The organism is Glutamicibacter sp., from assembly GCF_050701915.1.
Taxonomy (GTDB): domain Bacteria; phylum Actinomycetota; class Actinomycetes; order Actinomycetales; family Micrococcaceae; genus Glutamicibacter.
The window spans coordinates 353,996-380,005 of the sequence record NZ_JBOGEG010000001.1 but is presented as its reverse complement, the minus strand read 5'-3'; the positions used below and the strand labels follow the sequence as shown (position 1 = coordinate 380,005).

General features: G+C 61.5%; 25 protein-coding genes, 7 tRNA genes and 1 riboswitch. Of the genes, 12 read left to right on the top strand and 20 right to left on the bottom strand.

Annotation, left to right across the window (positions count from 1 at the left end; genetic code table 11):
• Positions 1 to 124 precede the first annotated feature (124 nt).
• The 8 genes from ACRDT3_RS01995 to msrB all read right to left on the bottom strand — a co-directional run bounded on the left by ACRDT3_RS01995 (position 125) and on the right by msrB (position 9,515).
• The gene (locus tag ACRDT3_RS01995; RefSeq protein ID WP_431491352.1) at positions 125 to 2,248 is read right to left on the bottom strand and encodes a 3-hydroxyacyl-CoA dehydrogenase NAD-binding domain-containing protein; all 2,124 of its coding nucleotides are present in this window, start codon (positions 2,246 to 2,248) and stop codon (positions 125 to 127) included.
• A gap of 10 nt (positions 2,249 to 2,258) precedes the next feature.
• The gene (locus ACRDT3_RS01990; protein ID WP_431491351.1) at positions 2,259 to 3,509 is read right to left on the bottom strand and encodes a thiolase family protein; all 1,251 of its coding nucleotides are present in this window, start codon (positions 3,507 to 3,509) and stop codon (positions 2,259 to 2,261) included.
• Between the two features lie 159 nt (positions 3,510 to 3,668).
• A complete protein-coding gene (locus ACRDT3_RS01985; protein ID WP_431491350.1) occupies positions 3,669 to 4,919 on the bottom strand; it encodes an HRDC domain-containing protein in 1,251 nt (416 codons plus the stop codon).
• Between the two features lie 46 nt (positions 4,920 to 4,965).
• Positions 4,966 to 5,604, bottom strand: a complete 639-nt coding sequence (locus tag ACRDT3_RS01980) for a DUF3000 domain-containing protein (RefSeq protein ID WP_431491349.1) — start codon at positions 5,602 to 5,604, stop codon at positions 4,966 to 4,968.
• A gap of 61 nt (positions 5,605 to 5,665) precedes the next feature.
• Positions 5,666 to 6,727 (bottom strand): threonine aldolase family protein, encoded by a 1,062-nt coding sequence (locus ACRDT3_RS01975; RefSeq protein WP_431491348.1) that lies wholly within the window; start codon positions 6,725 to 6,727, stop codon positions 5,666 to 5,668.
• An 82-nt stretch (positions 6,728 to 6,809) separates the two neighbouring features.
• Positions 6,810 to 7,493, bottom strand: a complete 684-nt coding sequence (locus ACRDT3_RS01970) for an SDR family NAD(P)-dependent oxidoreductase (RefSeq protein WP_431491347.1) — start codon at positions 7,491 to 7,493, stop codon at positions 6,810 to 6,812.
• Between the two features lie 43 nt (positions 7,494 to 7,536).
• Positions 7,537 to 8,922: a DUF6421 family protein gene (locus tag ACRDT3_RS01965; RefSeq protein WP_431491346.1), complete on the bottom strand. Its 1,386-nt coding sequence runs from the start codon at positions 8,920 to 8,922 to the stop codon at positions 7,537 to 7,539.
• A 149-nt stretch (positions 8,923 to 9,071) separates the two neighbouring features.
• Entirely contained in the window at positions 9,072 to 9,515 is a 444-nt protein-coding gene (msrB, locus tag ACRDT3_RS01960; RefSeq protein ID WP_431491345.1) for a peptide-methionine (R)-S-oxide reductase MsrB, read from the bottom strand.
• 62 nt (positions 9,516 to 9,577) lie between these two features.
• On the opposite strand from msrB, the gene ACRDT3_RS01955 reads away from it, so the two are divergent.
• Positions 9,578 to 10,801, top strand: coding sequence for an alpha/beta hydrolase family protein (locus ACRDT3_RS01955; protein WP_431491344.1), 1,224 nt, complete (start codon positions 9,578 to 9,580; stop codon positions 10,799 to 10,801).
• Positions 10,802 to 10,886: 85 nt separating this feature from the next.
• On the opposite strand, the gene ybaK is transcribed toward ACRDT3_RS01955, so the two are convergent.
• The 3 genes from ybaK to ACRDT3_RS01940 are packed head-to-tail and all read right to left on the bottom strand — an operon-like array spanning position 10,887 to position 12,799.
• Complete coding sequence (gene ybaK, locus ACRDT3_RS01950) at positions 10,887 to 11,390, bottom strand: Cys-tRNA(Pro) deacylase (RefSeq protein WP_431491343.1); 504 nt, start codon at positions 11,388 to 11,390, stop codon at positions 10,887 to 10,889.
• A gap of 57 nt (positions 11,391 to 11,447) precedes the next feature.
• Positions 11,448 to 11,888 (bottom strand): SufE family protein, encoded by a 441-nt coding sequence (locus ACRDT3_RS01945; RefSeq protein ID WP_431491342.1) that lies wholly within the window; start codon positions 11,886 to 11,888, stop codon positions 11,448 to 11,450.
• On the bottom strand, positions 11,885 to 12,799 hold the full coding sequence (locus ACRDT3_RS01940) for a sulfurtransferase (protein WP_431491341.1): 915 nt from the start codon (positions 12,797 to 12,799) through the stop codon (positions 11,885 to 11,887). The genes ACRDT3_RS01945 and ACRDT3_RS01940 overlap by 4 nt, the downstream gene beginning before the upstream one ends.
• A 214-nt stretch (positions 12,800 to 13,013) precedes the next feature.
• Here ACRDT3_RS01940 and zapE point away from each other — a divergent pair, with 214 nt between their 5' ends.
• Entirely contained in the window at positions 13,014 to 14,054 is a 1,041-nt protein-coding gene (gene zapE, locus ACRDT3_RS01935) for a cell division protein ZapE (RefSeq protein WP_431491340.1), read from the top strand.
• 24 nt (positions 14,055 to 14,078) lie between these two features.
• Here zapE and ACRDT3_RS01930 read toward each other — a convergent pair whose 3' ends face one another.
• The 9 genes from ACRDT3_RS01930 to ACRDT3_RS01890 all read right to left on the bottom strand — a co-directional run bounded on the left by ACRDT3_RS01930 (position 14,079) and on the right by ACRDT3_RS01890 (position 16,625).
• Positions 14,079 to 15,266: a benzoate/H(+) symporter BenE family transporter gene (locus ACRDT3_RS01930; protein WP_431491339.1), complete on the bottom strand. Its 1,188-nt coding sequence runs from the start codon at positions 15,264 to 15,266 to the stop codon at positions 14,079 to 14,081.
• A gap of 146 nt (positions 15,267 to 15,412) precedes the next feature.
• Positions 15,413 to 15,628: an antitoxin gene (locus ACRDT3_RS01925; protein ID WP_431491338.1), complete on the bottom strand. Its 216-nt coding sequence runs from the start codon at positions 15,626 to 15,628 to the stop codon at positions 15,413 to 15,415.
• A 237-nt stretch (positions 15,629 to 15,865) separates the two neighbouring features.
• A tRNA-Gly gene (locus ACRDT3_RS01920) sits at positions 15,866 to 15,941 on the bottom strand.
• A gap of 19 nt (positions 15,942 to 15,960) precedes the next feature.
• A tRNA-Gly gene (locus ACRDT3_RS01915) sits at positions 15,961 to 16,036 on the bottom strand.
• Between the two features lie 49 nt (positions 16,037 to 16,085).
• Positions 16,086 to 16,157 (bottom strand) — tRNA-Val (locus ACRDT3_RS01910).
• A gap of 53 nt (positions 16,158 to 16,210) precedes the next feature.
• Positions 16,211 to 16,283 (bottom strand) — tRNA-Gly (locus ACRDT3_RS01905).
• 45 nt (positions 16,284 to 16,328) lie between these two features.
• A tRNA-Val gene (locus tag ACRDT3_RS01900) sits at positions 16,329 to 16,400 on the bottom strand.
• A 27-nt stretch (positions 16,401 to 16,427) separates the two neighbouring features.
• Positions 16,428 to 16,498 (bottom strand) — tRNA-Cys (locus ACRDT3_RS01895).
• Between the two features lie 54 nt (positions 16,499 to 16,552).
• Positions 16,553 to 16,625: transfer RNA gene (locus ACRDT3_RS01890), tRNA-Gly, on the bottom strand.
• Between the two features lie 192 nt (positions 16,626 to 16,817).
• On the opposite strand from ACRDT3_RS01890, the gene ACRDT3_RS01885 reads away from it, so the two are divergent.
• The 10 genes from ACRDT3_RS01885 (at position 16,818) to ribH (ending at position 25,949) form a co-directional block, all read left to right on the top strand.
• Positions 16,818 to 17,660 (top strand): cytochrome, encoded by an 843-nt coding sequence (locus tag ACRDT3_RS01885; protein ID WP_431491337.1) that lies wholly within the window; start codon positions 16,818 to 16,820, stop codon positions 17,658 to 17,660.
• A 93-nt stretch (positions 17,661 to 17,753) separates the two neighbouring features.
• Positions 17,754 to 18,317, top strand: a complete 564-nt coding sequence (gene def / locus ACRDT3_RS01880; RefSeq protein ID WP_431491336.1) for a peptide deformylase — start codon at positions 17,754 to 17,756, stop codon at positions 18,315 to 18,317.
• 3 nt (positions 18,318 to 18,320) lie between these two features.
• Positions 18,321 to 19,253 carry a methionyl-tRNA formyltransferase gene (gene fmt, locus ACRDT3_RS01875; protein WP_431491335.1) on the top strand — a complete coding sequence of 311 codons (933 nt, stop codon included), beginning with the start codon at positions 18,321 to 18,323 and terminating at the stop codon, positions 19,251 to 19,253.
• Positions 19,250 to 20,773: an RsmB/NOP family class I SAM-dependent RNA methyltransferase gene (locus tag ACRDT3_RS01870; RefSeq protein ID WP_431491334.1), complete on the top strand. Its 1,524-nt coding sequence runs from the start codon at positions 19,250 to 19,252 to the stop codon at positions 20,771 to 20,773. Before fmt ends, ACRDT3_RS01870 begins: the two co-directional genes overlap by 4 nt.
• Positions 20,774 to 20,801: 28 nt before the next feature.
• On the top strand, positions 20,802 to 21,464 hold the full coding sequence (rpe, locus tag ACRDT3_RS01865) for a ribulose-phosphate 3-epimerase (RefSeq protein WP_431491333.1): 663 nt from the start codon (positions 20,802 to 20,804) through the stop codon (positions 21,462 to 21,464).
• Between the two features lie 41 nt (positions 21,465 to 21,505).
• Positions 21,506 to 21,643, top strand: a riboswitch (FMN riboswitch).
• 115 nt (positions 21,644 to 21,758) lie between these two features.
• The gene (pnuC, locus tag ACRDT3_RS01860) at positions 21,759 to 22,460 is read left to right on the top strand and encodes a nicotinamide riboside transporter PnuC (protein WP_431491384.1); all 702 of its coding nucleotides are present in this window, start codon (positions 21,759 to 21,761) and stop codon (positions 22,458 to 22,460) included.
• A 15-nt stretch (positions 22,461 to 22,475) separates the two neighbouring features.
• Positions 22,476 to 23,516: a bifunctional diaminohydroxyphosphoribosylaminopyrimidine deaminase/5-amino-6-(5-phosphoribosylamino)uracil reductase RibD gene (gene ribD / locus ACRDT3_RS01855; RefSeq protein WP_431491332.1), complete on the top strand. Its 1,041-nt coding sequence runs from the start codon at positions 22,476 to 22,478 to the stop codon at positions 23,514 to 23,516.
• Positions 23,517 to 23,550: 34 nt separating this feature from the next.
• Positions 23,551 to 24,174, top strand: coding sequence for a riboflavin synthase (locus ACRDT3_RS01850; RefSeq protein ID WP_431491331.1), 624 nt, complete (start codon positions 23,551 to 23,553; stop codon positions 24,172 to 24,174).
• Positions 24,174 to 25,421: a 3,4-dihydroxy-2-butanone-4-phosphate synthase gene (gene ribB, locus ACRDT3_RS01845; RefSeq protein ID WP_431491330.1), complete on the top strand. Its 1,248-nt coding sequence runs from the start codon at positions 24,174 to 24,176 to the stop codon at positions 25,419 to 25,421. Before ACRDT3_RS01850 ends, ribB begins: the two co-directional genes overlap by 1 nt.
• A 36-nt stretch (positions 25,422 to 25,457) precedes the next feature.
• Positions 25,458 to 25,949: a 6,7-dimethyl-8-ribityllumazine synthase gene (ribH, locus tag ACRDT3_RS01840; RefSeq protein ID WP_431491329.1), complete on the top strand. Its 492-nt coding sequence runs from the start codon at positions 25,458 to 25,460 to the stop codon at positions 25,947 to 25,949.
• The last annotated feature ends 61 nt before the right edge of the window (positions 25,950 to 26,010 follow it).

Here is a 26,010-nt window from a genome sequence, read left to right as displayed (position 1 = left end):
CCTGCATCTTCCGAGACAGCAAGAGGCCGGGACCAGCTTTCCTTTTGAGGGAAGTGGCCCCGGCTTCTTGCTTGGTTCCGGCGCTCAGGGAGAAGCGTCGGAACCATGAACGGCTCGTTGGTTACTAGCCGTTGAACTTCTTGCCGTTGACACGTTCGGAGGCACCAACCTGGTCCAGATACGGGGTGATGCCACCGAGGTGCATGGGCCAGCCAGCACCGGTGATCATGCATAGATCAACGTCGGCGGCTTCGGCTACGACGCCTTCTTCCAGCAGCAGGCCGATTTCCTCGGCCAGCGCATCTTGAACACGAGCCAGGATCTGCTCCTTGGTCGAGGGCTGATCGCCGAAGGCCATCAGCTTTTCAGCCTCAAGATTCAGCGACTGGTTTCCAGCCTCATCCTGGACCCAGAGGGTAGTGATCTTTGCATCGATCAATTTCTGCAGATTCTCCGAGATGGCAAATCGTTCGCCGAATGCAGCGTTCAGGGACTCGTTGACATGCTGCGCGACCGGCAGGCCTACCATTGCCAACAGGGTCAACGGGCTCATTGGCAAACCCATTGGAGTCAGTGCCGAGTCGGCTGTCTTCGCGTCGGTGCCCTCATCGAAAGCTGCCTGGACTTCACTCATCAGGCGAAGCAGTACGCGGTTAACGACGAACGCAGCAGAATCCCTGGTTTTCACCGTGGTCTTCTTCAGCTTCTTGCCCAGCACGAATGCGGTGGACAGCGAGGAATCGTTGGTCCATTCGGTAGCAGCGATCTCCAGCAGCGGCATCACGGCTACCGGGTTGAAGAAATGGAAGCCAACCAGGCGTTCTGGATGCGACAAGTCGCGGCCCATCTCGGTGACCGAGAGCGAGGAGGTATTGGTGGCCAAGATGCACTCAGGGGAGACCACGGCTTCAACCTCTGCGAAAACCTGCTTCTTCACATTCAGCTCTTCGAAGACGGCCTCGATGACAAAGTCGGCATCCGCGAATGCCTTCTTGGTGACCGAGCCGGTGACCAGGGCCTTGGTGCGATTGACCGCATCCTGGCTCATGCGGCCCTTGGCGTGCAGCTTGTCGATCTCGCCGTGGATGTAGGCAAGGCCCTTGTCCACGCGCGATTGATCCAAATCGGTGATGACCACCGGTACATTCAGGCGGCGGACGAACAGCAGGGCCAGTTGGCCAGCCATCAGCCCTGCGCCAACAACGCCCACCTTGGTGACGGGGCGCGCGAGCTTCGGATCCGGTGCGCCGGCGGGGCGCTTGCCGCGCTTCTGGACCAGGTCCAGGAAGGCGTACACGGTGTTCTGGAACTGCGGGGTGCTCATCAGGCCCGTCAGCGCTTCGACTTCAAGGGCTGCTGACTCCTGCTGCGAGATGGCCATGCCCTTGCGGAAGACCTCAAGCACCTTGTACGGTGCGGGGGCCGCGCCGGAAAGCTTCGCATCGACGAATTTTTCGGCCGCATCGGCCGCATCCAGCCAGCGGCGAGCAACTTCAGGATCGGTTGGGTCAACCGCGTTTGGGCGCTTGACCTCGGTGGTTCCGGAGATGACGCCGTCAGCGAAGGCAATGGAGTGCTCGATGAAGTCAGCTGGCTCGAACAGGGCATCGGCCACGCCCATCTTGGCGGCTGCCGGACCGGAGAGGGTGCGGTTATTGCTCAGCGGGTTCTCGATCATGACCTTCAGGGCGTTCTCAGGGCCGACCAGGCGTGGCAGGCGGTATACGCCAGCCCAACCTGGAATCAGGCCGAGGAAACCTTCTGGCAGGCCCAGTGCGCCAGCGGCGGTGCTGACCGTGCGGTAGTTGCAAGCCAGTGCAATTTCCAGGCCGCCGCCGAGCGCCAGGCCGTTGATGAAAGCGAAGGTCGGAACACCTAAATCGGCAAGCAGCTCATAGGTGTAGTGGCCCAGCGAAGCCATGGCGGTTGCTTGATTCGGTGCGCTCAGGCGGGTGACGGCCGACAGGTCAGCACCGGCGATCAGGAAGTATGGCTTGCCGGTGATCGCCAGGGCATCTATCTCGCCGTTCTTGGCGCGTTCGGCCTGGACTTCCAATGCGGCGCGCAGTTCCAGCAGGCCATTAGGCCCGAGGGTGGTTGGCTTCTTGTGGTCCAGGCCGTTATCCAGGGTCAGCAGCGCCATGGTCTTGCCGCTTGGCAAGGCCACATCCTTCACGAAGGAGTGGGTGACAGTCTCATCGTGCATCAGCTGCGCGACAACTTGGAAATCTTTGCTCATTGCAGTCATTGTTTCTTCCTTACGCCTTGCTGCCGAAGTCCGCGTGGTTTGGGTTCTCCCAGATCACTGTGCCGCCCATGCCCAGGCCGATGCACATCGTCGTGATGCCATAGCGCACCGAGTGGTCCTCGGAGAACTGGCGGGCCAGCTGGGACATCAGGCGCACGCCGGAGGATGCCAGCGGGTGGCCCACGGCGATGGCACCGCCGTAGCGGTTCACGCGCGCATCGTCCTGGTCGATTCCGTAGTAGTCGAGGAAGGAAAGCACCTGCACGGCGAAAGCCTCGTTGATTTCGAACAGGCCGATGTCGTTGATGCCCAGACCGGCCTTGGCCAGGGCCTTTTCGGTGGCCGGTACCGGCCCGTAGCCCATCACATCCGGTTCCACGCCGGCGAAGGCGAAGGAGACCATGCGCATCTTCGGTTCCAGGCCCAGCTCGCGCACTGCCGCACCGCTGGCCAGCAGGGCGGCGGTGGCGCCGTCGTTCAAGCCCGCTGCGTTGCCCGCGGTCACGCGTCCGTGGGCACGGAAGGGGGTGCGCAGTTCGGCCAGCGATTCCATGGTGGTACCTGGCCGCGGCGGCTCGTCAGCCGAGTTCACGGCCCAGCCTTCACCCGGACGCTTGGCGGCCACGGGGATCAGATCGGCCTGGATCTGCTGGTTCTCGTAGGCCTTGGCCAGCTTGGTCTGCGAAGCGACAGCGTAGCGGTCGGCGCGTTCCTTGGTGATCGCGGGGAAGCGGTCGTGCAGATTCTCCGCGGTGTTGCCCATGTTCAATGCTTGCGGGTCAACGATGCGCTCGGAGAGAAAGCGCGGGTTCGGGTCCGCTCCGGCGCCCATTGGGTGGTTGCCCATGTGCTCCACGCCGCCGGCGACAACCACGTCGTAGGCGCCGAAGGCGATGCCACCGGCGGTCGCGGTGACGGCGGTCATTGCGCCGGCGCACATGCGGTCGATGGCGAAGCCCGGCACGGACTGGGGGATGCCGGAAAGCAGGCCCACGGTGCGGCCCAAGGTCAAGCCCTGGTCGCCGGACTGCGTAGTTGCGGCAATGGAGATCTCGTCGATTTTCTCGGCAGGAACTTCCGGATTTCGTTCCAGCAGGCCGCGTACGGCCTTGACGGCAAGGTCGTCGGCGCGGGTGCCGTGGTAGATCCCCTTCTCGCCGGCTTTGCCAAATGGGGTGCGTACCCCGTCGATGAAGACGACATCGCGGTCGTCGAGCGAAGGGCGCGCATTGTTGCGCACGGTCGAAGCGTTGGCACTCACCGTCGGGCTCCTTGGGGTTGGTTCATGCTGCCCGTGAAGAATAGGGCAGTGGCCAGCATCACTGTGACCTGAACCATACGTTACTCAGTAGTAACTTGAAGTGCAAGTGCGGCACCTCGCAAATCCGGGAACCCGCGGTGAATTCTTCCTGGAAACCGCCTAGGCCTGCTTCAATGCAATGGCCAGCTTGTCCGAAAGAAGCTCACGCTGCCACTGGCGGGCGCCGAGGTTTTCCAGCATGTCCGCTACGCTTGCCTCGCTGATGCGCGCCGGAGCATTCCAGCACAATTCACGCAGGTACTTCGGGGTCAAAAGGTTCTCGCCCGGAATATTCCAGTGCTCGCTCACCTCATTGACTACCAGCTTGGCAGCTTCCAAGCGGTTCGCGGCAGCCGGGTTCTTCTCGGCCCATGAGCGGGGGTGCGGCAAGCCCGGCTTGGGGGCACGCAGGTCGGGCAGGTCCCTGGTGCTATTGCCACGCTGGATCGCGTCGACCCAGCGCGCGGCATCGCGTTTGGCGTTGCGCGTGTGGAACCCGGGGATCTGCAAGAGCGCCGGAACGCTGGTGGCGCGCTGGTCCACGGCCGCCATGATGGCGCGGTCGGGAATGAGCCGCCCCGGGGCAACGTCGCGGCTCTGTGCCAGGGATTCGCGTGAGAGCCACAGCTCGCGAGCTACCGCCAGGTTGCGTCGGCTCTTGAGCTTATGGATGCCGGACAATTTGCGCCAGGGCACCTCCGCCGGGGAAGGGTCAGGCAAATTGCGTTCGTACTCGAATTCCTGGAAGGCGAATTCCAGCTTGCCCTGCTCTTCCAGCACTGCGGTGATGGCCTGGCGCAGCTCTTCAAGAACTTCCACATCCAGTGCGGCGTAGTTCAGCCATGATTCAGGCAATGGGCGTGTGGACCAGTCCACTGCCGAATGTTCCTTGGCCAATTGCAGCTCCAGCAATTCGCCCACCATGGTGCCCAGTGAGACGCGGGGGAACCCCGCGAGGCGGCCAGCCATCTCGGTATCGAACAGCGAGGTCGGGGACATGCCCAATTCGTGCAGGCACGGCAAATCCTGGGTGGCAGCATGCAGGATCCAGGGTTGTTCGTTGACGAACGCGCGCAGTGGGGCCAGATCATCCAGGGTTTCTGGGTCGATCAGCCAAGTGCCCGAACCTTCTCGGCGAATCTGCAGCAAGAAGGCGCGCTGGCCGTAGCGGAACCCACTGGCTCTTTCGGTATCCACGGCCAGATCGCCGGTGCCGGCTTCCAATGCACGCACCGCACGGCGCAAGGCCGGTGCGGTGTCGATGACTTCGGGGATCCCGTCGCGCGGCGCGGTCAGCGGCGTCAGAACGGGTTCGGCGGCCTCGGGGGCAGTGGTGGATGATGCGGGAGCGGAAGAGTCAGAATTCGGCATGGTGCTTCCATTCTAGGACTATTTGGCTCCACCGCATTGATAATTGCTAGCTCAGGCGGCGATGAGGCAGCTGCTGCACGCCTTCGGGCAGGGGCGGCAGGCCGGCAAAAGTGCAAACCATATCGGCCCATGCGCTCAGGTGCGTTCCGAGATGATCCGAGTCCGGTGACCATGAAGCACGCAGCTCGATATCGATGTGGTCTTGTTCCCCGGCAAGATTGCCAAAGGACTCGGAAATTACACGGGTCGCGGTGCCGCCCGCGGAATGGTACGAGGCGTCGCGATCGCGCAGCGCTTCTTCGAGCCATGACCACGCGACGGAAGCCAGCATGGAATCCTGGCCCATTTCGTGATCCAGGCGGGCTCGAATGTAGGTGACGATGCGGAACTGGCCATTCCACAGCTCTTGTCCTGCGGGGTCGAAGAGGAGAATGAAGCGTCCGGTGGCCAGCTGCTCAGCTGGTTGGAGGAACGGGGTGCGGCCAATTTCCTGGCCCTGGGGACCGTGTCCGGGAGCAACCACATCCATCACGTCGCCACTGAGTGCCAGCGCGAACGGCGCCAGCCTGCCAGGGGCCGGAATTTCGGTGAATTTCAGTTCCTTGCGCACCTTGGCATGCGACAACTCTTCAAGGGCCTTGGCAAAGGCCTTCGGGATGGCGGAAGCAGGGCGATCATTGGTCACAATTTGAGTCTAAGCGCGCCGTACCCGAGCATGGGTACGGCGCGCCGACCGGGGGTGCATGCTAAGCGGCGGCGTAGGCACCGAGCAGCTCGTGCAGCTTGGCAATGAACGCTGCAACATCTTCCTCGGTGGTGTCGAAGGAGCACATCCAACGCACCTGGCCGGCCGCGCGGTCCCAGTCGTAGAAGCGGAAGTGCTCGCGCAGCTGGTCGCTGACCTCGGTAGGCAGCTGGGCGAAGACGCCGTTGGCCTGAGTCGGGTAGACCAGCTCGACGCCGTCAATTTCTTCCACTGCCTGCGAGAGCTTGGCGGCCATGGCGTTGGAGTGGCTTGCCAGTTCGCGCCACAGATCGGTGCCGTATAGCTCGATCAGCTGGGCGGAGATGAAACGCATTTTGGAACCCAGCTGCATGTTCATCTTGCGCAGGTACTTCAGGTCCTGGGCCAGTTCGCTGCGCAGGGTCAGAATGCCCTCACCGAGCAGGATGCCGTTCTTGGTGCCGCCGAGCGAAACAATATCCACGCCGACATCGGTGGTCAGCGCGCGCAGGGGTACGCCCAGGGATGCCGCGGCGTTGGAGAGGCGCGAGCCATCCAGATGCACCTTCATGCCCAGCTTGTGCGCGTGGTCGGTGATGGCCTTGATTTCCCCGGCAGTGTACAAGGTGCCCAGCTCGGTGGCCTGGGTGATCGAGACAGCCAGCGGCTGTGCGCGGTGCTCGTCGCCCCAGCCCCATGCTTCCTGATCGATCAGCTCTGGAGTGAGCTTGCCGTCGGGGGCGTCAACCTGCAGCAGCTTGAAGCCGCCGATGCGCTCCGGCGCACCGTTCTCATCCACGTTGATATGTGCCGAAGATGCGCAGATGACCGCGCCCCAGCGTGGAAGCAAGGACTGAAGCGCGATGACATTGGCACCGGTGCCGTTGAATACCGGGAAGATCTGGGCTTCCGGTCCGAAGGTGTTGCGGGCGACGTTGCCCAGTTCCTCGGTGTACTGGTCCTCGCCGTAGGAGATCTGGTGGCCGCCGTTGGCGCGGGCAATCGCATCCATGATGCGCGGGTGCACGCCCGAATAGTTATCCGAAGCGAATCCGCGAACCGAAGCGTCGTGGGTAAAAGTCATGCTGTGGTGGTCCTTAGTAGTTCAAGGGGGTGAAGTCGAAAGCTATGCCGGGGCAGCGCCAAGGGCGTGGACCTGCCAATATTCAGGCCTTGGGCAATGCTACGCGGGTGCCATTGAGGTTGCCGGCATCCTGGTCCAGCAAGGCCACTGCGGCCTCGGCGAGGAATTGCACCGGGGTATGCCCGGGAGGCGCTTCTTCGGGAGATTTGTCGCTCAGTGCCTTGACGACCCAACTCACCGCGGCGGCATTTTCGGCTTGCTTGGCGAATAAGCGGGCGATCGCATTGACCCAATGCTCTGCTGCGGCCTTGACCGCGCCGTAATTGGCGTTGGACGGGGTCGGATTCAGCACTGCCTCGGCGCTGACTATCGCCAGGCGGCCTGCGGGGGAGGCAACCAGATCATCGACGAAGGCGCGGGAGGTGTTGCGCAGGGTGGTCAGCACGCTGCTGTGCAAGAAATCCCAGTCCTCGTCGCTTTGGCCGGTGATTGACTTACCGCCACGCCAGCCACCTACCAGATGGATCAGCGCATCGATGGTGCCGTGCTCTTCATGAATCTGCAGCGCCAATTGCTTGACCGCAGCGAAGTCGCCCAGATCGCATTCATAGCGGGCATGAACGAACGGCAGGCGCTCGTCGAGGCGTTCTTGGTTGCTTCCCACTGCAAGCACACGCGCTCCGGCATCAACCAGCGCGGTGGCGCTGGCAATGCCGGAGGCGGAAGTAGCGCCGGCAAGGAGCACTAGTTTGGATGTCTCGTTCACGGAGATTCTTTCTTTGCTCACATTTTCTAGCCTAGAGGAAAGGCTAGATTTTCGTTGCTCCGGTCATGCCCTTGGTCGACTCGATGACGGTGGTCATCTTCTTATTCAGAGCTTCGTAGAACATCGACAGCGGGAATTCGTCGTCCATGACCTGGTCGGTAATTTCGCGTAGCGGTGCAGTTAGCGGCAGGGCATCTGGACCCTTGGCCCAGACCGAAGCGGGGTTCGGGGTGACGGTGGCCGAAACCAGCTCGTAGGCCGCAAGCCAGTGCGCCAGCTTCGGACGGTCGATGGACTTCCAGTACAGTTCGTCGATCGCATCCCCCAAGGCTGCAACCACCTCGGGTACCTGATCCCAATCGATGCTCAGCTTGGTGTCGGTCCAGTGCAGTACATGGTGCTGGTGCATCCATGCGAACAGCAACTGGCCACCGAGACCGTCGTAGTTGCGTACACGCGAGCCGGTGATGGCGAAGCGGAAGATGCGGTCGAAGATCACCGCGTACTGCACGAGCTTGGCCATCTTGGCGCTCTTCTGATCCGACGCCGGGTTCGCGGCGATCTTCATGCATTCGCGGAAGGCGGTCAAATCGCAACGCAGTTCTTCGAGCGAATACAGGAAGAACGGCATGCGCTGCTTGATCATGAACGGATCGAATGGCAGGTCGCCACGCATGTGGGTGCGGTCGTGGATCAGGTCCCACATGATGAAGGTTTCTTCGGTCAGGTGCTGGTCCTTGAGCAGCACTGCGGCGTCTTCGGGCAATTCGAGGTTGGTGATGCGCGTAGCTTCCTGCAAGACCTTGCGGAAGCGTACAGCTTCACGATCCTGGAAGATCGCGCCCCAAGTGAATGATGGCGTCTGCCGAATGGCGACAGACTCCGGGAAGAGCACGGCGGAATTGGTGTTGTAGCCCTCGGTGAAGTCGATGAAGCGCAGCGGCACGAACAGGGCGTTGGTGTAGTCCTTGCTTTCCAGGTCGGCAATGAACTCAGGCCACATGACCTGCACCAGCACAGCTTCGAGGTGGCGGTTGGTTGAACCGTTCTGGGTGTACATCGGGAAGAGCACCAGATGCAGCAGGCCGTCGATGCGCTGGGCCTGCGGTTGGAACTGCATCAGCGAATCGAGGAAGTCGGGCACGCCGAATCCGGCATCTGCCCACTGGCGCAGGTCCGTGACCAGCTGCTCAAGGTACTCTGCATCGTGCTCGAAGTGCACGCTCAAGGACTGCACCGACTCAATGATGGAATCAACGAGCTTGGCAGCCTGTGGTGCGAAGGCGCTATCGGCCAAGGAACCGTCCTGTGCCTGGAGGCCCTGGAACTCGGTGGCGGCAGACTTCAGCGTCAGCCAAGCTTCCGAGTTCGCGATCTGCAGTACTTCTGCGTCGGTGGCCGGTACTGGCTTGGAGGAAATCTGAGTCATTTCATACACCTTCTTTTCATGTTTGGGGCAGCGCTCAAGTGCTTACCTTGAACGCTACGCTCAAACAACAGAAAAAGTGATGCTAAGTCGTCAGTGAATAAGTAACTCTTGCCCTAAATGTGATCCACGCCTTGCCACCGTCAAAGGCATTAGCCCTGAGCCGGACGCAGGGTCAGGCTCAGAGAGTTCATGCAGTAACGCAGGTCGGTGGGGGTCTTGAACCCTTCACCCTCGAAAACGTGTCCCATATGCGAATCGCAATTGCCGCAACGCACCTCGACACGCTTCATGCCCATGGACTCGTCGCTGATATAGCGCACCCGGTCTTCGGCCAATGGCGCGAAGAAGGAGGGCCAGCCGCAACCGGCATCGAACTTCGTGGTGCTGGCGAACAGTTCCGAACCACAGGCTCGGCAGGAGTACACGCCCTCGGTAGTGGTATCCCAGTACTCGCCGGTAAACGGGCGCTCGGTCCCTGCTTGGCGCAATACACGGAATTCCTCGGAAGAGAGGATCTGCTGCCACTGCACATCGCTGCGCGCGGCCGCGTCATCTGCTGGCTGTGCTGATTGGTTTACCGATTCATCATTCATGCAATATAAAACGCTTGAGCAGGCTAGATGATTCCCGGGCCAGGTCATGGAAAGATGAAAACATGGCTCGGAACATCGTAGATACCTTGCAACCCCGCAGTGCAGTGCCTGCAACCCTGATTGGGGTTGGACTGGGACTGGGCGCCGGTTCCTTGGTGGCCGCCAGCGTATCAGCGCTCGCCGGTTACTTCGCCCGACGTGTAGTGACCCCGGAAGAACGCCGTACCGGCAACAGCATCATCCGGGATGTCGTCACCGATGCCGAGGGCAAACTCTGGCTGCATTTCAACAAGGACGCAGATACCAGCGAACCTGGCCCCTGCAGCTTCCTCACCGAATTCGACTCCTGCGCGCTGCGGCTTTCCGCGCCAGAAGCGGTTCCGGGCAAGTCCCGCATGGTGGCGCGCAAAATCGAGAAGATCTATCGCGGTACCCTCCAAGGGGTACGCCGCGGCAACCTATCCGGTGCAATCTACGAGCACCCCGCGGATCTGGGCTTTGATGCAGAAGATGTCGTCGTGCCTTTGGATGGCGGCGACGGTCCAGCCTGGCTGGTGCGTGGCTCCACCAACGAAGATGTCTGGGTGATTGGCGTTCATGGCCGAGGCGCCCGGCGCAATGAGACTATTCGTGCGTTGCCTGCCTTGAGCGAACTCGGGGTTACGACTTTGCTGATGAGCTACCGCAATGACGGTTTGGCTCCCAGCGCCCCAGATGGCCGCTACGGTCTGGGCGATACCGAATGGCATGACGTGGAAGCGGGTATCCAGTTCGCACTGGATCGCGGAGCCAAGCAGATCATCTTGCTGGGCTGGTCCATGGGCGGAGCGATCAGCCTGCAGACTGCCGATCGAAGCAAGCTGACCCACCATATTGACTCGCTCATTCTGGTTGGCCCGGTAATCAATTGGGTAGATGTGCTCTCGCACCAGGCCCGTGCGAACAAGATCCCGCAATCGGTGGGCCTGTTTGGCCAGTGGCTGCTGTCCAATAAGGCAGGGCGCTGGGTCACCGGCCAAGCAGCACCGGTCAATCTGCGCCGGTTGAATTGGGTGGACCGCGCGGACGAATTGAAATTCGCGACGCTGATCATGCACAGCCGTGATGACGAGTTCGTCCCGAACGGCCCGAGCTTGAAGCTGGCCGCGCTGCGCCCGGATTTGGTTACGCTGAAAACTTTTGCCAAGGCCGGGCACACCCGTGAACCGAATGTGGATCCACAGGGCTTTGCCCATGCGGTCACCGACTTCTTGAGCAAGCGCATGGCGTTGCGTCAAGGCAAGTAGCTGCATGCGGCGAAAGGGGCCCTGCCCGCGAGAACGATCAACAGATCGCAACCTTGCGGGCAGGGCCCCTTTGTCAGAGCGCTATCTAGCCGGTGGCGATCGGCGCCCAAATGGCTCCGGTCGCCTTCGCAGCATCTTGCGGAGCGATCTCCAGGCTGAAGCCGCGACGCCCGCCAGAAATGAATACCGTCTCAAACTGCTGCGCGCTGGAGTCAATGACGGTATCGGTTTTCTGGCGCTGCCCGAACGGTGAAATCCCGCCCAGCACATAGCCGCTGCGCCGCTGCGCGGCAGCCTTGTCAGCCATCTGCGCTTTCTTCTTGCCCAATGCGGTGCCGATCGCCTTCAGGTCCAGCTTCGAATCCACTGGAACCACTGCGACGGCCAGATCTTGTGCGGCGTTGGCCCCGGTGGAGACCATCAGGGTCTTGAAGACCCGGTCGCCGCTGGCACCTAATTGCTCGGCTGCTTCGGCGCCGTAGCTTTCGGCGGAGTCGCTATGCGTGTAGCTGTGCGCTACATAGCTGATACCTGCTGCATCCAGCGCGGCGGTCGCCGGGGTGGAAGCGGCCTGCTTCTTCTTGCCCACGTGCTAGGGGATCCTTCACTACTACTTATCGGCGTTTAGCTGCGCTTGAGGCAAAACCTACGCAGGCAGCTGCTCTGAAATCTGGCGCTTAATGCGGCCGAGCATGGCGGTCATGCCGCGCATGCGCAACGGCGACAGCGCACGGGTCAGACCCAGCTGCTGGGGCATGTCATCGGGAACAGCGAGAATCGCTGCGGCATCCGCGCCATCCAGACCGGCAGCCAGCACCGAGGCGAAGCCGCGGGTGGTTGGAGCCTCCGGGGGAGCGGAGAAGAACAGTCCTACCGGGTTATTGGCTTCTGCGGAGACCTCTACGGCCAAGAACAGCGGCGATTGGCATTCGACAACCTGCTCAAAAAGTTCAGGATGGTCAGCCAGGCGTGCGGGCAGCTCGGGCAGCTCGCGCGAGTACTCCAGCAGCAGCTCCAAGCGGTCGGCCTCGGGAACCTCGGTGAACTCCTCGACGATTTCGTTCAGTGCATTGGGGAGCTGGCTCATGCGCGGGCTCCGCGCTGTGCAGGCATCTCACCGGCGGCTTCGCCGCGAACGATAGGCACGCCAACCGCGTTGCCCCACTCGGTCCACGAACCGTCGTAGTTGCGCACGGTTTCGAAGCCCAGCAGGTGCTTGAGCACAAACCAGGTGTGGCTCGAACGTTCGCCGATGCGGCAGTAGGCCACCACATCGTCGCCCGGCTTCAGGCCGGCGCCGTCGAGGTAGATGGCTTCCAATTCTTCGCGCGAGCGGAAGGTGCCGTCCTCGGCCGCCGCCTTGGCCCATGGCACCGAAGCGGCGGTCGGGATGTGCCCGCCGCGCAGGGCGCCTTCTTCCGGGTAATTTGGCATGTGGGTTCGTTCGCCGGTGTATTCCTCGGCCGAACGCACGTCGATCAACGGGTTGCCCAGGTGCTTCAAGACCTCCGGAAGGAAAGCACGGATCTCGGAGTCGACGCGCTCGATCACCGGGTATTCGGTGGCGGTCACGGCAGGCTTATCGGTGCTCAGCTCGCGGCCTTCAGCGATCCACTTGTCGCGGCCTCCGTCCATCAGGCGTACATCTTCGTGGCCGAAAAGGGTGAAGACCCACAGTGCGTAGGCAGCCCACCAGTTGGACTTGTCGCCGTAGATGACCACGGTCGACTCGCGGCTGATGCCCTTGGCGGCCATCAGCTTCGCGAAGCCTTCGCCATCGACGTAGTCGCGGGTGACCTCATCGTTCAGCTCCGTGTGCCAGTCAATCTTCAGTGCACCTGGCACGTGGCCAGTGGAATACAGCAAGATGTCTTCATCCGATTCCAGTACTACGAGATTCTCGGCTCCGAGGTTGTCTGCCACCCACTGGGTGGAAACCAATCGTTCTGGGTGAGCGTAGGCTGCATATTTCTCGTTGGACTCGACGGGCAACGACATTCCTAATCACGATCCTTGCGGGTGTCAGTTTTTGCCGCGCTGGAAACAGCGGGCACGGGCATTACTTCTAGCCTAGTCCCCATCCATTGCGAACACAGTGTGGGCTACGACATTTTCGGCAATTATTCGCCCCGTTCAAGGTAAACTGGCCGATGGGAAAGCCACGGCTTCCCGACCATTTCCTGAGCAATCAACTGAAGGACTCCCACAGCCAATGGCGACGATCACCCACCTGAGCGAGACCAAGCCGAATCTTTCAATCGAAGAACTGCTGGCCGGCTTCCACCCGTCCTACCGCTTTGGTGAAGTGTCCTTCAATACCTATCGCCCGGATCCCAATCAGCCTTCGCAGACCGAAGCGGTCAATAAGCTCAAGGCTTTCGCAGAAACCGTGGGCAAGAACAACTCCGGTTCGTTCCTCTCCAAGCTTTTCGGCAAGAAGAAGGAAACCAAGAACGGTATCTACCTCGATGGTGGCTTCGGCGTGGGCAAGACCCACCTGCTAGCTTCCCTGTGGCATGCAGCCCCCGGCCGCAAGGCTTTCGGCACCTTCGTTGAGTACACCAACCTCGTTGGCGCGCTGTCCTTCCGCCAGACCGTTGAAGTGCTCAGCCAATACTCGCTGGTCTGCATCGATGAGTTCGAACTGGATGATCCGGGCGACACCGTGCTGATGTCCCGGTTGATGCGTGAGCTGTCCGATGCCGGCGTGAAGCTGGCGGCAACCTCCAACACCCTGCCTGGTGCGCTGGGCGAGGGGCGCTTCGCGGCAGTGGATTTCCAGCGTGAAATCAAGACCCTATCCGAGCAGTTCGACGTGCACCGCGTCGAAGGCGAAGACTTCCGCCACCGCGGCCTGCCCGATGCCCCCGAGCCCTTGGAAGATGCGAGCATCGAGGCCTTCGCCCGGGATCGCTACCCGGACAAGACCCTGGCCGATGACAACTTCGAAGTTCTGGTGGCTCACCTTTCGAAGGTTCACCCGTCGCGTTACCGCCAGTTGCTTTCCGAGACTGATGTGCTGGTTCTGCACAACGTCGATACCATCACCGATCAGGCCATCGCCCTGCGTTTCGTTGTTCTTGCTGATCGCCTGTACGACAAGGACGTGCCAATCGTTGCTTCGGGCAAGCCATTCAGCGAACTGTTCACCCCGGAAATGATGTCCGGCGGTTACCAGAAAAAGTACTTCCGTGCGGTCTCGCGCCTGACCGCTTTGGCTCGTGAAGGCCAGGTTGGAGAACCAGCGCTCTAAGCCGAAAACCCCGGTCCTGCCACTTCATCGTCGAGCGCTGCGCTCGACGATGAAGTGCGTTAAGAGCCCTGCCACCAAGGCCCAGAAGGCTCCGCCGATCCCGAAGAGCGTGAGATTGCCGGCAGCGACCAGGACGGTGGCCAATGCGCTCAACCGCCAAGAGGAATCGGCCATCGCCCCGAGCAGCGCATTGGCGAGTGTTGCCAGCAAGGCCAAGCCGGCCGCCGCCTGGAATAGCCCCTCGGGCGAGGCGCTGGCCACCGATACGATCAGCGCGCTCAAAGCGCCGAAGACCAAGTAGAACAGGCCTGAACTCGCCGCGGCCCGCCAACGAAGCCGGGGGTCCGGGCCGGCCTGCTCTCCGGCAGGCAGCGCCGCGGTGATTGCCGCCAAGTTGATGGCGTGCCCTCCGAAGAACGCGCCGCTCGCCGAACCCACGCCGGTCGCCAGCATGGTGGGGCGCCATGGCGCGGTGTACCCGAAGGAGCTGAGCACGGCCACTCCCGGAATATTCTGCGATGCCATGGTCACCACGAACAGCGGGACGCTGATGCTGGCAATTGCCTGCCAGGAGAATTCGGGGCTGACCCACTGCAGCTGCGGAAGCACTTCGAGTGAATCCCACGTCGCGGTGCGGCCAATATGCCATAGGCCGAAACCCACCGCAGCTAGCATGCTCAGTGCTACGGCAAATTTCGGAAGGATCCGAAGCCCGATGAAGAACACCAGGAGAATTCCCAACGCGGGCAGCGGGATGCTAGCCACGGCCGTAAAGGGCTTCAGGCACAGCGGGATCAAGACACCGGCGAGCATGCCCTGGGCAATCGGCACCGGAATGCGGGTGAGCAGCCGGTGCAAGGACGGTACCAAGCCGGCCAACATGATCAGCACGCCGCTGACGATGAATGCCCCCACGGCCTGATTGAACCCGAACACTCCTGGAGCCAGTGAGGCGAGCATCGCCGCACCGGGAGTGGACCACGCGATGCTGATCGGCAGGCGGTATCGCAGCGAAAGCGCAATGGTGCTCAAGCCTACGCAGAGGGACAGGATGAGTAAGCCGGAGGCGGCTTGTTCTCTCGAAGCTCCGACCTGGAATAATCCGGCCAGTACGACAGCGAATGATGCTACGAACCCCACCATGGTGGTGATCAATCCCGCAAGAACTGAATGGAAAAGGCCAGCTCCATCTGGGGGCGTGTGACGAGTCATACTCTTTTTCTACAGGGTGGCACCGGTTGGCCGAAAATCAGCGTGAATTAATTCCCCTGATATGACGTTAAAGCAGAGAAGGCACCGACCTCGGTCGGTACCTTCTCAGGATGCTCGGGCAAGCCGAGGGGAGTGCGGCGAGGAGATTAGGCCTCGTTGTTTTCGCCTTCGCCTTCGCCTCCGCCAAGGCCATTCAGGAAGTCGCCAGCGCCCTGCTGGACACCGTCTACCTGCTCTGCGAACTTGCCGCCGGTCTTGTCATCGACAAAATCGCCAGCCTGTTCGATCCCCTGGGATACCTGCTCCGGGTTCTCCTTAGCGAATTCCTCTGCCTTGCCACGCAGATCATCAAATCCTGCCATGCTGCACCTCCATTCGTCTGTGGGAACCCCTTTAGCTCCACAACTACTACCCACCCTAAATGCTCAGGCCAGCGCATGGAAGTGGATTGGAAACATTTCGCCAGCTGCCTAGGTGTTTTGTTGCTGGCTGTCAGGTTGCACACAGGTTAGCTGCTCACTAGTCAGTTAAGTGGTACAGGCCTGGAACAGTGGTTAAAGCAAAGATGGGAATCACGAAAAGTGATTCCCATCTTTATTTGGAGCGGTCAACGAGGTTCGAACTCGCGACCTCAACCTTGGCAAGGTTGCGCTCTACCAGCTGAGCTATGACCGCAAAACTATATTCAATTATTTGGAGCGGTCAACGAGGTTCGAACTCGCGACCTCAACCTTGGCAAGGTTGCGCTCTACCAGCTGAGCTATGACCGCATATATTTAATTAATTATTAGATCCATGGTCTGGTGAACCATGAGTCCGTGCGCGATACTGGGATCGAACCAGTGACCTCTTCCGTGTCAGGGAAGCGCGCTACCGCTGCGCCAATCGCGCCGAAGATTCACAAGGAATCTCGACAGAATCCAATTTGTCTTTTGAATTCACAGAGCGGTCAACGAGGTTCGAACTCGCGACCTCAACCTTGGCAAGGTTGCGCTCTACCAGCTGAGCTATGACCGCATATATTTAATTATTAGATCCATGGTCTGGTGAACCATGAGTCCGTGCGCGATACTGGGATCGAACCAGTGACCTCTTCCGTGTCAGGGAAGCGCGCTACCGCTGCGCCAATCGCGCAAAAAAGATCTAGCAATCTTCATTGCGAGGTGGGGACGGGATTCGAACCCGCGTATACGGCTTTGCAGGCCGCTGCCTCGCCTCTCGGCCACCCCACCATACTGACCGAAGTCAGAGTGACTAGTTTTACCTAGTCGGTGAATCTTTTTGCGAGCGGACAACGAGGTTCGAACTCGCGACCTCAACCTTGGCAAGGTTGCGCTCTACCAGCTGAGCTATGTCCGCAAAATGTGTTGTTTACTGAACGTTTCCGTTCGCTCCAACGAGTAAAAACTCTATACGAGTTTTCGCATCCCCACAAATCGAAACGCTGAGATCTGGTTCACATGGCTTAAAAACCGCGGAACTACGCGGAAAATTGATTTTTCCGCCTCGACTAGGAGCGAAGCAGGCCAAGCACGTGCCATGATCGTGTGCATGACGTCACCAAAACTGGCTATCCAAACAGACCTGGGCCGCATGTACAGCCGAAAGGTCGGCGGGGAAGCGATTGTCCCATCCATCACCACAGTCATCGGCATGGACAAGCTCGACCTCTCCGGCTGGGCCGGGTACATGGCGGCCAAGGCGCTTTCCGATGATCATCGACTGGTGCAAGCGGTGGGTGACCCGCGCCAGTTGCGTTCCCTCGTGCGAGATGCCGCCGGCGCGGCCGAGACCTATCGGGACTCCGCGGCCTCCCGCGGGGATCGAGTGCATAACTACGCTGAGCAGCGCGCCCTGCAAGCGCTGGATCTGGACCATGACCTGGACACAGCCCAAGCCGCGCTCGTAGCAAATAAGGAGTTGGGCTTCGCACGCCACTTCGATCAATGGTGGGATGACTACAACGTCCAGCCCATTGCCGCAGAGGTGACGGTTTGGAATCAAAGCGTCGGCTACGCCGGCACCATTGACCTGGTCGCCAAGATCGGTGGTCGAACCTGCCTCGTTGACTACAAGACCAAAAACACCGACCGCGACGGCTTCGTCAAGCGTCCCGACGACAAGGTGATCATGCAGCTGGCGGCCGCTTGCAAAGCGGAAGAGCAAGTAGTTGATGCCGAACAGGGCACGTGGAAAGAATGGGAGCACGGGACCGATACGATGCTGCTCGCAGTAGCCCTGGGCGAGACCGGGGCGCGCACCTTCATGGCCCCGCCGCCAGCATTGCCTGACTACTGGTCCAAGTTCTATGCCTTGCGCCGGAACTGGGAAGCCTCGTTCAGGATTGCGCAGTCGCGTGCCTCACTGGCCGAAATCACGCCGCCAGCTCAATAAAGTCGCACGGCCACCGCGTAGACTGGAACGGTTAGCTTTCGGCATTGCGAAAGCCAATACCAATGTCCACGGCAGGGAAGGTACCAGCGGATTATGGCGATTTTGGGAATTCGGATCATCGGAGACCCCGTTCTACGCACCCCAGCGCAGGAGGTGACCGACTTTGGCCCGGAGCTCCAGAAGCTCGTCGAAGACATGGACCAGACGATGGAAAACGTCACAGGTGCAGGACTTGCCGCACCGCAGGTTGGCGTTTCCCTGCGCGTCTTCACCTACCAAATTGGCGAAGAACGCGGACATATCGTGAATCCGGTACTGGAGCTCAGCGAGGATTACCAAGAAGACCAGATTGAGGGCTGCCTGTCCATCCCGGGCATTGCAGCACCAGTTCGGCGCAGGCGCTACGTCAAGGCCACCGGCTTCGATAAGTTCGGCAACCCGGTAGAACTCGAAGGCGCCGAGATGCTCGCCCGCTGCTTCCAGCACGAAACCGACCACCTGGACGGCATCCTGTTCCTGGATCGACTGGCACCAGAAGAAAAGAAAGCGGCGTGGCGCACCTTGCGGGCCAACGACTACTCGCAGACCGCCAACGCCACCGTAAAGAAACGTTCCGGAGCCCTGGGCTCCAGCTTTGGCGCAGGATTGGGGTTCTAACTCATGCGTATTTTGTTCGCCGGCACACCACAGGTCGCCGTCACTTCCCTGGATTACCTGCACGAGGCCGGTTTTGAAATTGCCGCAGTGCTCACCCGTCCAGATGCCCCTTTGGGACGCAAACGCGTACTGACCCCCTCGCCGGTCGCCGCTCGTGCCGAAGAACTTGGCTTGCCGATCATCAAGGCAGCGAAGATCACCGAAGAAACTACCGCCGAACTTGCGGCCTTGGATCTTGAAGCCGCGGCCATTGTGGCCTACGGAGGGCTAGTCCCAGAAGCGGCATTGGCCGTGCCAACCCACGGCTGGATCAACCTGCACTTCTCGTTGTTGCCGCACTGGCGGGGTGCCGCCCCGGTGCAGCAGTCCATTATCAATGGCGACGACATCACCGGTGCAGTCACCTTCCAGTTGGAAACGGGACTGGACACAGGTCCGGTATTCGGACAGGTCACCGAGAGAATTGGTGAGCTGGACACCGCAGGCATCATGCTCGAACGGCTTAGTCGTTCCGGCTCGACCCTGCTGGTGCAGACCTTGGAAGCATTGGATTCCGGCCAGGCCATTGCCATTCCGCAGTCCGGATCGCACACCTACGCACCGAAGATTACCGACGTGGATGCGGAGCTGGACTTCACGCGGACCGCGACCGAAATCCGTCGGCGCGCCCACGGGACCACCCCGTCCCCAGGCGCCTGGGTCAAGGCGGAAGACAAGCGCTTCAAATTCGGTCCACTGCGTGAGCACCGCGAGATCACCGACCTTGCACCAGGCGAAGTGCGCATCGAATCAGGCAAGCAGCCAAAGGTCTACATCGGCACCGCCACCTGGGCCCTGCAGCCCACCGAAATCCAGCCTCCGGGCAAGAAAATGATGAACGCCAGCGACTGGGCACGTGGAGTGCTCACTCAGGGAACGAAAGTGAGCTTCGCATGAGCGGACAGGAACCACGCGGCGGATACCGCGACAATGAACGCCGCAATGAGCAGGGCCGTACCCGCAACCGCGGCCAGGCCGGCCCGCGCAAGTACTCGGCATCCGCACCCGGTCAGCGAAAGCGTGCGGCCGACCCGGCACGCCTGGTAGCTTTCAAGACGCTGCGTGAGGTATCCGGTGCGGATGCCTACGCCAACCTGGTGCTGCCGAAGATGATCCGCGAGTACCAGCTTGACCGCCGTGACGCGGGCTTCGCCACCGAACTGGCTTACGGGGCACTGCGCGGCCAGGGGTTCTACGACGCGATTCTGACTACCCTGGTGGACCGCCCGCTGGCCGAGCTGGATCCGGCCATCCTCGATGCGCTGCGCCTGGGTGCCCACCAGCTGCTGGCCATGCGCGTGCCCAAGCACGCCGCCCTGGATGAAACCGTGTCGCTGGCTCGTGCGCAGATTGGTGCCGGTCCGTCCGGCCTGATTAACGCGGTGCTGCGCCGTGTTTCTGCCAAGGAAGCCGATGAGTGGACCGAACTGCTGGGCAATGCTGCCGCTTCGGAGTCCGAGCGCCTGGCCATTGAGCACTCGCACCCGGACTGGATTGTCCGTGCCCTGCGTGGCGCACTGATTTCCCATGGCCGCGACGCCAGCGAACTTGAAGCCCTGCTGGAAGCGGACAACCTGGCGCCGTTGGTGAACCTCGTATCCCTGCCTGGGCTGGGCGATCTGTCCGGCGCACTGGAATCAGGGGCGGAACCGGGCACCTTGCTGGCGGATTCGGCTACGTACAAGCACGGCGACGTCTCGCGTGTGCCAGGGGTCAAGGAAGGCACCGTGCGTGTCCAGGATGCTGGCAGCCAGGTCATGGCCCGCGCCCTGGCGAGTATCGAATTGCCCGAAGCCGGCGAAGACCGCTACTGGCTGGATCTGTGCGCAGGTCCAGGCGGAAAGGCAGCGTTGCTCGCAGCGGTCGCCGTGCAGCGCGACGCTCGACTGACTGCCAACGAGCCAACCCCGCACCGCGCGCGGCTGGTCGAAAACTCGTTGGCTGCGGTGCCGCATGACTACTGGATGGTCACCGGTGAAGACGGACGCAGCTTCGGCGGCGAGGACTATGCGGGGGACTACGACCGCATCATGGTCGACGCCCCTTGCTCCGGCTTGGGCGCATTGCGCCGCCGCCCGGAATCGCGCTGGCGCAAAGCCCCGGGTGACATTCCGGAACTGACCAAGTTGCAAGGTGAACTGCTCGCTGCTGCCTTCAACGCGGTCCGCGTCGGCGGCGTCGTCGGCTTTGTCACCTGTTCGCCGCATCAGGCCGAAACCCGCCTGGTTGTGGAAGACTTCTTGAAGCACCACGAAAATGCGGCACTGCTGGATACCAGCGCCGCGGTTTCCTCGGTGATGTATCAGGACGCGCCATCGGCAGGCCATGCCCTGGGCGATGGCACCACCGTGCAGCTGTGGCCGCACGTGCACGGCACCGACGCCATGTTCATGGCAATCCTGACCAAAAAAGCCTAGCCAAGTCCGAGTATTCCAAGGAGTATCCATGCGTCATGCGCGGATCAACCCGTCGATCCTGTCCGCCGATTTTGCGAACCTCGCCAGCGAGCTGGAACGCATCCATACCGCCGATGCGGTCCACGTGGATGTCATGGACAACCATTTCGTTCCCAATCTGACCCTGGGCTTGCCCGTGGTTGATGCGCTGCACAAGGTCAGCAAGCTGCTAATCGATGTGCACCTGATGATTGAGAATGCGGATCGCTGGGCCCCGGAATACGCGCAGCTCGGGGTGGACTCGGTAACTTTCCACGCAGAGGCTTCGGCTGCTCCTATCCGCTTGGCTCGGGAACTGCGTTCCGCCGGGTCCAAGGCTGCAATGGCCCTGCGCCCGGCAACGCCGATCGAGCCCTACCTGGACATGCTCGGCGAGCTGGACATGGTTCTGCTGATGACCGTGGAACCAGGTTTCGGCGGCCAGAAGTTCTTGGATCTGGTCCTTCCCAAGATCAAGCGTGCCCGCGCCGCCATTGAAGGCAGCGGCAAGCCGATTGCGCTGCAGGTCGACGGCGGCATTTCACGCGACACGATCCTGCGTGCCGCCGAAGCCGGTGCGGATGTCTTCGTCGCCGGTTCCGCCGTGTACTCGGCCCAAGAGCCATCGGTGGAAATCGATGTATTACGCAATCTTGCGTTGGGCGGTCACTAGCGGCGCACAAAGTGTGTCAGAATGAACTCAGTAAACACGAATACGTGCTCCGGGGTCGGTGAAAGTCCGAACCGGCGGTGATAGTCCGCGACCCGCAACCAATGCCACAAGCTGAGGGAACGGTTGAACTGGTGAAATTCCGGTACCGACAGTTAAAGTCTGGATGGGAGAAGCACGAATTTGATATGCCTATTGGTACTGCCGATGGCCCGCACCGGGTCTATCTCCTAAAGCAGAGCCACAGGCCCATCAAATGCACACCCCCGGAGCCGCCGCTTCGAGAAGGGTGGAATGATGGATTTCCTGCGGTGGCTCATTGAAGCTTTTAACTCACAAATTGCGATCGGCTCGTCGGCACTTTTGGTGCGCGAAGTCGTAGGCAATATCTTCGGCCTGGCCAGCGCCGTGGGCGGCATGCGCCGCAAAGTCTGGGCCTGGCCAATCGGCATTGTCGGCAACCTCTTGCTGCTGACGGTGTTCCTGGGCAGTATTTTCGATACCGGCTACACTGCCAACCTCTGGGGCCAAGCAGGCCGCCAAATCATGTTCATCGCCGTCTCGGTCTTCGGCTGGTACCGCTGGAAGCAGGCCAAGAACGGCACCGGTAGCGCCGTGACCCCTCAATGGGCTTCCAACAAGGCGCGCCTGGCCCTGATCGCCGTGCTGATCCTCGGCACCCTCGCAGTGACCCCGATCTTCCGCCTGCTCGGCTCCTATGAACCTGTCTGGGCTGATGCGTGGACCTTCGTTGGCTCGCTGCTCGCGACCTACGGCATGGCCAAGGGCTGGGTCGAATTCTGGCTGATCTGGGTTGCCGTGGACGCCGTAGGCGTGCCGCTGCTGTTCTCCGCCGGCTACTACGCCAGCGCGTTCATGTACCTGTTCTACGGCGCTTTCACCCTGGTTGGCTTCTTCGTCTGGGCCAATTCCAGGCGCGACGCGAAACCCCAGGTCGAAACGGAAATGCTCGATCCAACCATCTCGCGTAAACGCTGAAAGGGGAACAACACCATGATTACGACCCAACAGCTCGACGCGGCATTGCGCACCGCGCTGGAAACCGCCGGACGGGGCCACCGCGGGGCCAACCCGCTGGTCGGCGCCTGCGTCCTGGATGCTGACGGAAATATCATCGCCACCGGTTTTCATATCGGGGCCGGGCATCCGCACGCCGAGATCGACGCGCTGCGCCGCCTGGGCAAGATGCCTCCGGCCAAGGCCCGCGAACTGACAATGGTAGTGACCCTCGAACCGTGCAACCACACCGGTCGCACCGGACCCTGCGCCCGAGCCATTGTGGAAGCCGGCATCGGCCAGGTGTACTACGCGGTCTCGGATAACACCGCCGCCAGCGGAGGGGCCGACTACCTGCGCAGCCACGGAACCCAGGCCACCCAGCTGGAGGATTTCTCCGCCGCAAAGCAGCTGAACCACCGCTGGTTCATCGCCAAGGCCGAAGGCCGGCCGTTCATCACGGTGAAAATAGCCCAGTCGCTCGACGGCCGAATCAACGCACCGGACGGCACGAGCCAATGGATCACTTCCGAGGCCTCGCGCAACCACGCGCACACCCTGCGCTCCCGCGTGGATGGCATCTTGGTCGGCACTAGCACGGCGATCATCGACAACCCGCGGTTGACCACCCGCACTCCCGAGGGGCAGCTGCATGAGCGCCAGCCCTTCCGCCTGGTTATGGGCGAACGCGATCTGCCAGCAGATCTGGCACTCGCCCAGGGAAGCGATTGGGCGCAGATCCGCAGCCACGACGTGCAAGAAGCCATCGCCCGGGCTAATGAGCTGGGCCTCGCCCACCTGCTGATTGAAGGCGGCGCTACAGTCGCCTCGGCCTTCATCGCAGCAGATCTGGCCGACGAAATCTACTGCTACCAGGCGCCATTGCTGATCGGAGCAGGCAGCTCGTCGGTCAACATGCCAAGCACCACCACACTCAGTGAAGCGCAGCGTTTCCGGCTGGATTCGGCCAGCAACGAATCGTTGACCCGGCTCGGCGATGATATTGCCCTGCATCTAGAACCGTTGCCCCGCGTTTAATCGCCAGCAACCCCTAACTTTTCAAGGAGTAATCATGTTCACCGGAATTGTTACCGGCCAGGGAGTCATAGAAGGCATCGAGACCTTCACCGACAAGGACCTGGCAGTACTGACCCTGCGTGCCCCGGGCCACACCGAAAACCTGGGCCTTGGCGGGTCCCTTGCTGTCAACGGGGTCTGCCTGACCGCCACCGAGCTGGAAGGCGACACGCTCAGCGTCGACGTCATGGGTGAAACCCTGCGCCGCACCACCATCGGCGCCTTGAAAACCGGCGATCAGGTCAACCTGGAACGTTGCACCCCAGCCGGCGGCCGGCTCGACGGGCATGTCGTGCAGGGCCACGTAGACACCGTCGGCAAGGTGCTGGCCCGCGAAGACCACGGCCAGTGGACCACCTTCCGCATTGGAATCGACGACGCGTACGCGCCGCTGACCGCCGAAAAGGGCTCCATAGCGCTGGATGGCATCTCGCTGACCATCACCGCGGTCTCCCCGGCAACGAATACCGGCAGCCACTGGGTCGAGGTCGGCATCATCCCGATCACCCTCGCCGAGACCACCATGGGCACCCGCCAAGTGGGCGAGAAGATCAATATCGAGGTCGACGTGCTCGCCAAGTACGTGGCACGCCTGAACGAATTTGGAGGCCAGCAGTAATGGGCACCTCAACCTTGGATTCCATCCCTACCGCGCTGGCAGCTCTGGCCGCCGGCCGAGCCGTCGTGGTCGTCGACGACGAAGACCGCGAGAATGAAGGCGACATCATCTTCGCCGCCCAGCACGCGACGGCCGAGCTGATGGCGTTCACCATCCGCTACACCTCGGGGGTGATTTGCGTGCCGTTGGGCGCCAAGCGCGCGGACGCGCTGCGCCTGGCCCCGATGGTCGGCATCAACCAGGATGCCAAGGGCACTGCCTTCACCGTCACCTGCGACGCCGCCGAAGGCATCACCACCGGCATTTCCGCTGCCGATCGCGCGCTGACCAGCCGCCTGCTGGCCGACCCAGCCACCGAACCGGCCCAGCTATCGCGCCCGGGCCACATCTTCCCGCTGCGAGCTGCGGCCGGGGGAGTGCTGGAACGTCGCGGGCACACCGAAGCGGCAGTTGACCTGTGCCAGGCCGCCGGCTTGGAACCGGTCGGGGTGATCGGCGAGATCACCAAGGACGACGGCGAAATGATGCGCCTGGATGACCTGCGCGTCTTCGCCGCAGAGCACAACCTGCCGCTGATCTCCATCGATGACCTGGCCCGCTGGCGCCGAGTCAACGACGAGATCGAGCTGACCGACCCGATCAAGCTGCCTACCGCCTTCGGGGACTTCACCGCGCGCGCTGCCACCGCAGAGAACCACGAGCACATCGTGCTCAGCCACGCGGGTCCCAACGGCGGCGAGCCCGGCAACCTGGTGCGCATCCATTCCGAGTGCCTCACCGGGGACATCTTCGGTTCGTACCGCTGCGACTGCGGCGAACAGCTGCACGCTTCGATGGAAACCATCGCCCGCGAAGGCGGGCACATCATCTACATCCGCGGGCATGAAGGCCGAGGCATCGGGCTGGCCAACAAGCTGCGCGCTTACGCCCTGCAGGAAGGCGGCATGGATACCCTGGACGCCAACCTGCATCTAGGATTCCCGGCCGACGCACGCGAGTACTTCGCCGTCGCTGCCATCCTCAAGGCCATGGGCATGGAGGAAATCCGCTTGCTGAGCAACAATCCGGATAAGCAGGAACAGCTGAATGACGCGGGAATCAAGGTGGCAGAGCTGATCGGCCTGCAGATTGCACCGCGTGAGCAGAACTCCGCCTATCTGCGCACCAAACGGACGCGCTTCGGCCACCACCTTGATCTGCCCGATACCCAAGATGACCAGCAGTCCGACGCCTACCACGGCGCCTGATCCCCACGAATCCAGAAGAATAGAAGGAGCATCGAGATGAGCAAGCATGGCGCACCTGCCGAGGTCAGCGAACAGCTGAAGGCCCTGGCCGTCCAGGAGAAGTTCTCCCAGCTCAAGGTGGCCATCGTGGCCGCCAGCTGGCACGAAGTGATCATGAACGGACTGATTGACGGCGCCCAGCGTGCCGCCAAGGACGCCGGTCTGGAATCCAGCACCACCCTGATTCGCGTACCGGGCACCTTCGAATTGCCGGTCGCAGCCTCCACCCTGGCCGGCGACTACGACGCGGTCATCGCGCTGGGCGTGGTCATCCGTGGCGGTACCCCGCACTTCGACTACGTCTGCTTGGCCGCGACCAATGGCTTAACTAATGTGAGTGTGGACACCAAAACCCCAATCGGTTTTGGCGTACTCACCTGCGATAACGAAGAGCAGGCCCTGGACCGCGCTGGCTTGGAAAACTCCAGCGAGGACAAAGGCTATGAAGCCTACTCCGCTGCCGTCATGACTGTAGCCGCACTGCCCTAGCATTCGGGTGGCCCTGTCACAAAAGGCCACCAGAATACGGCCCCGGTAAAGAAAACAGCTA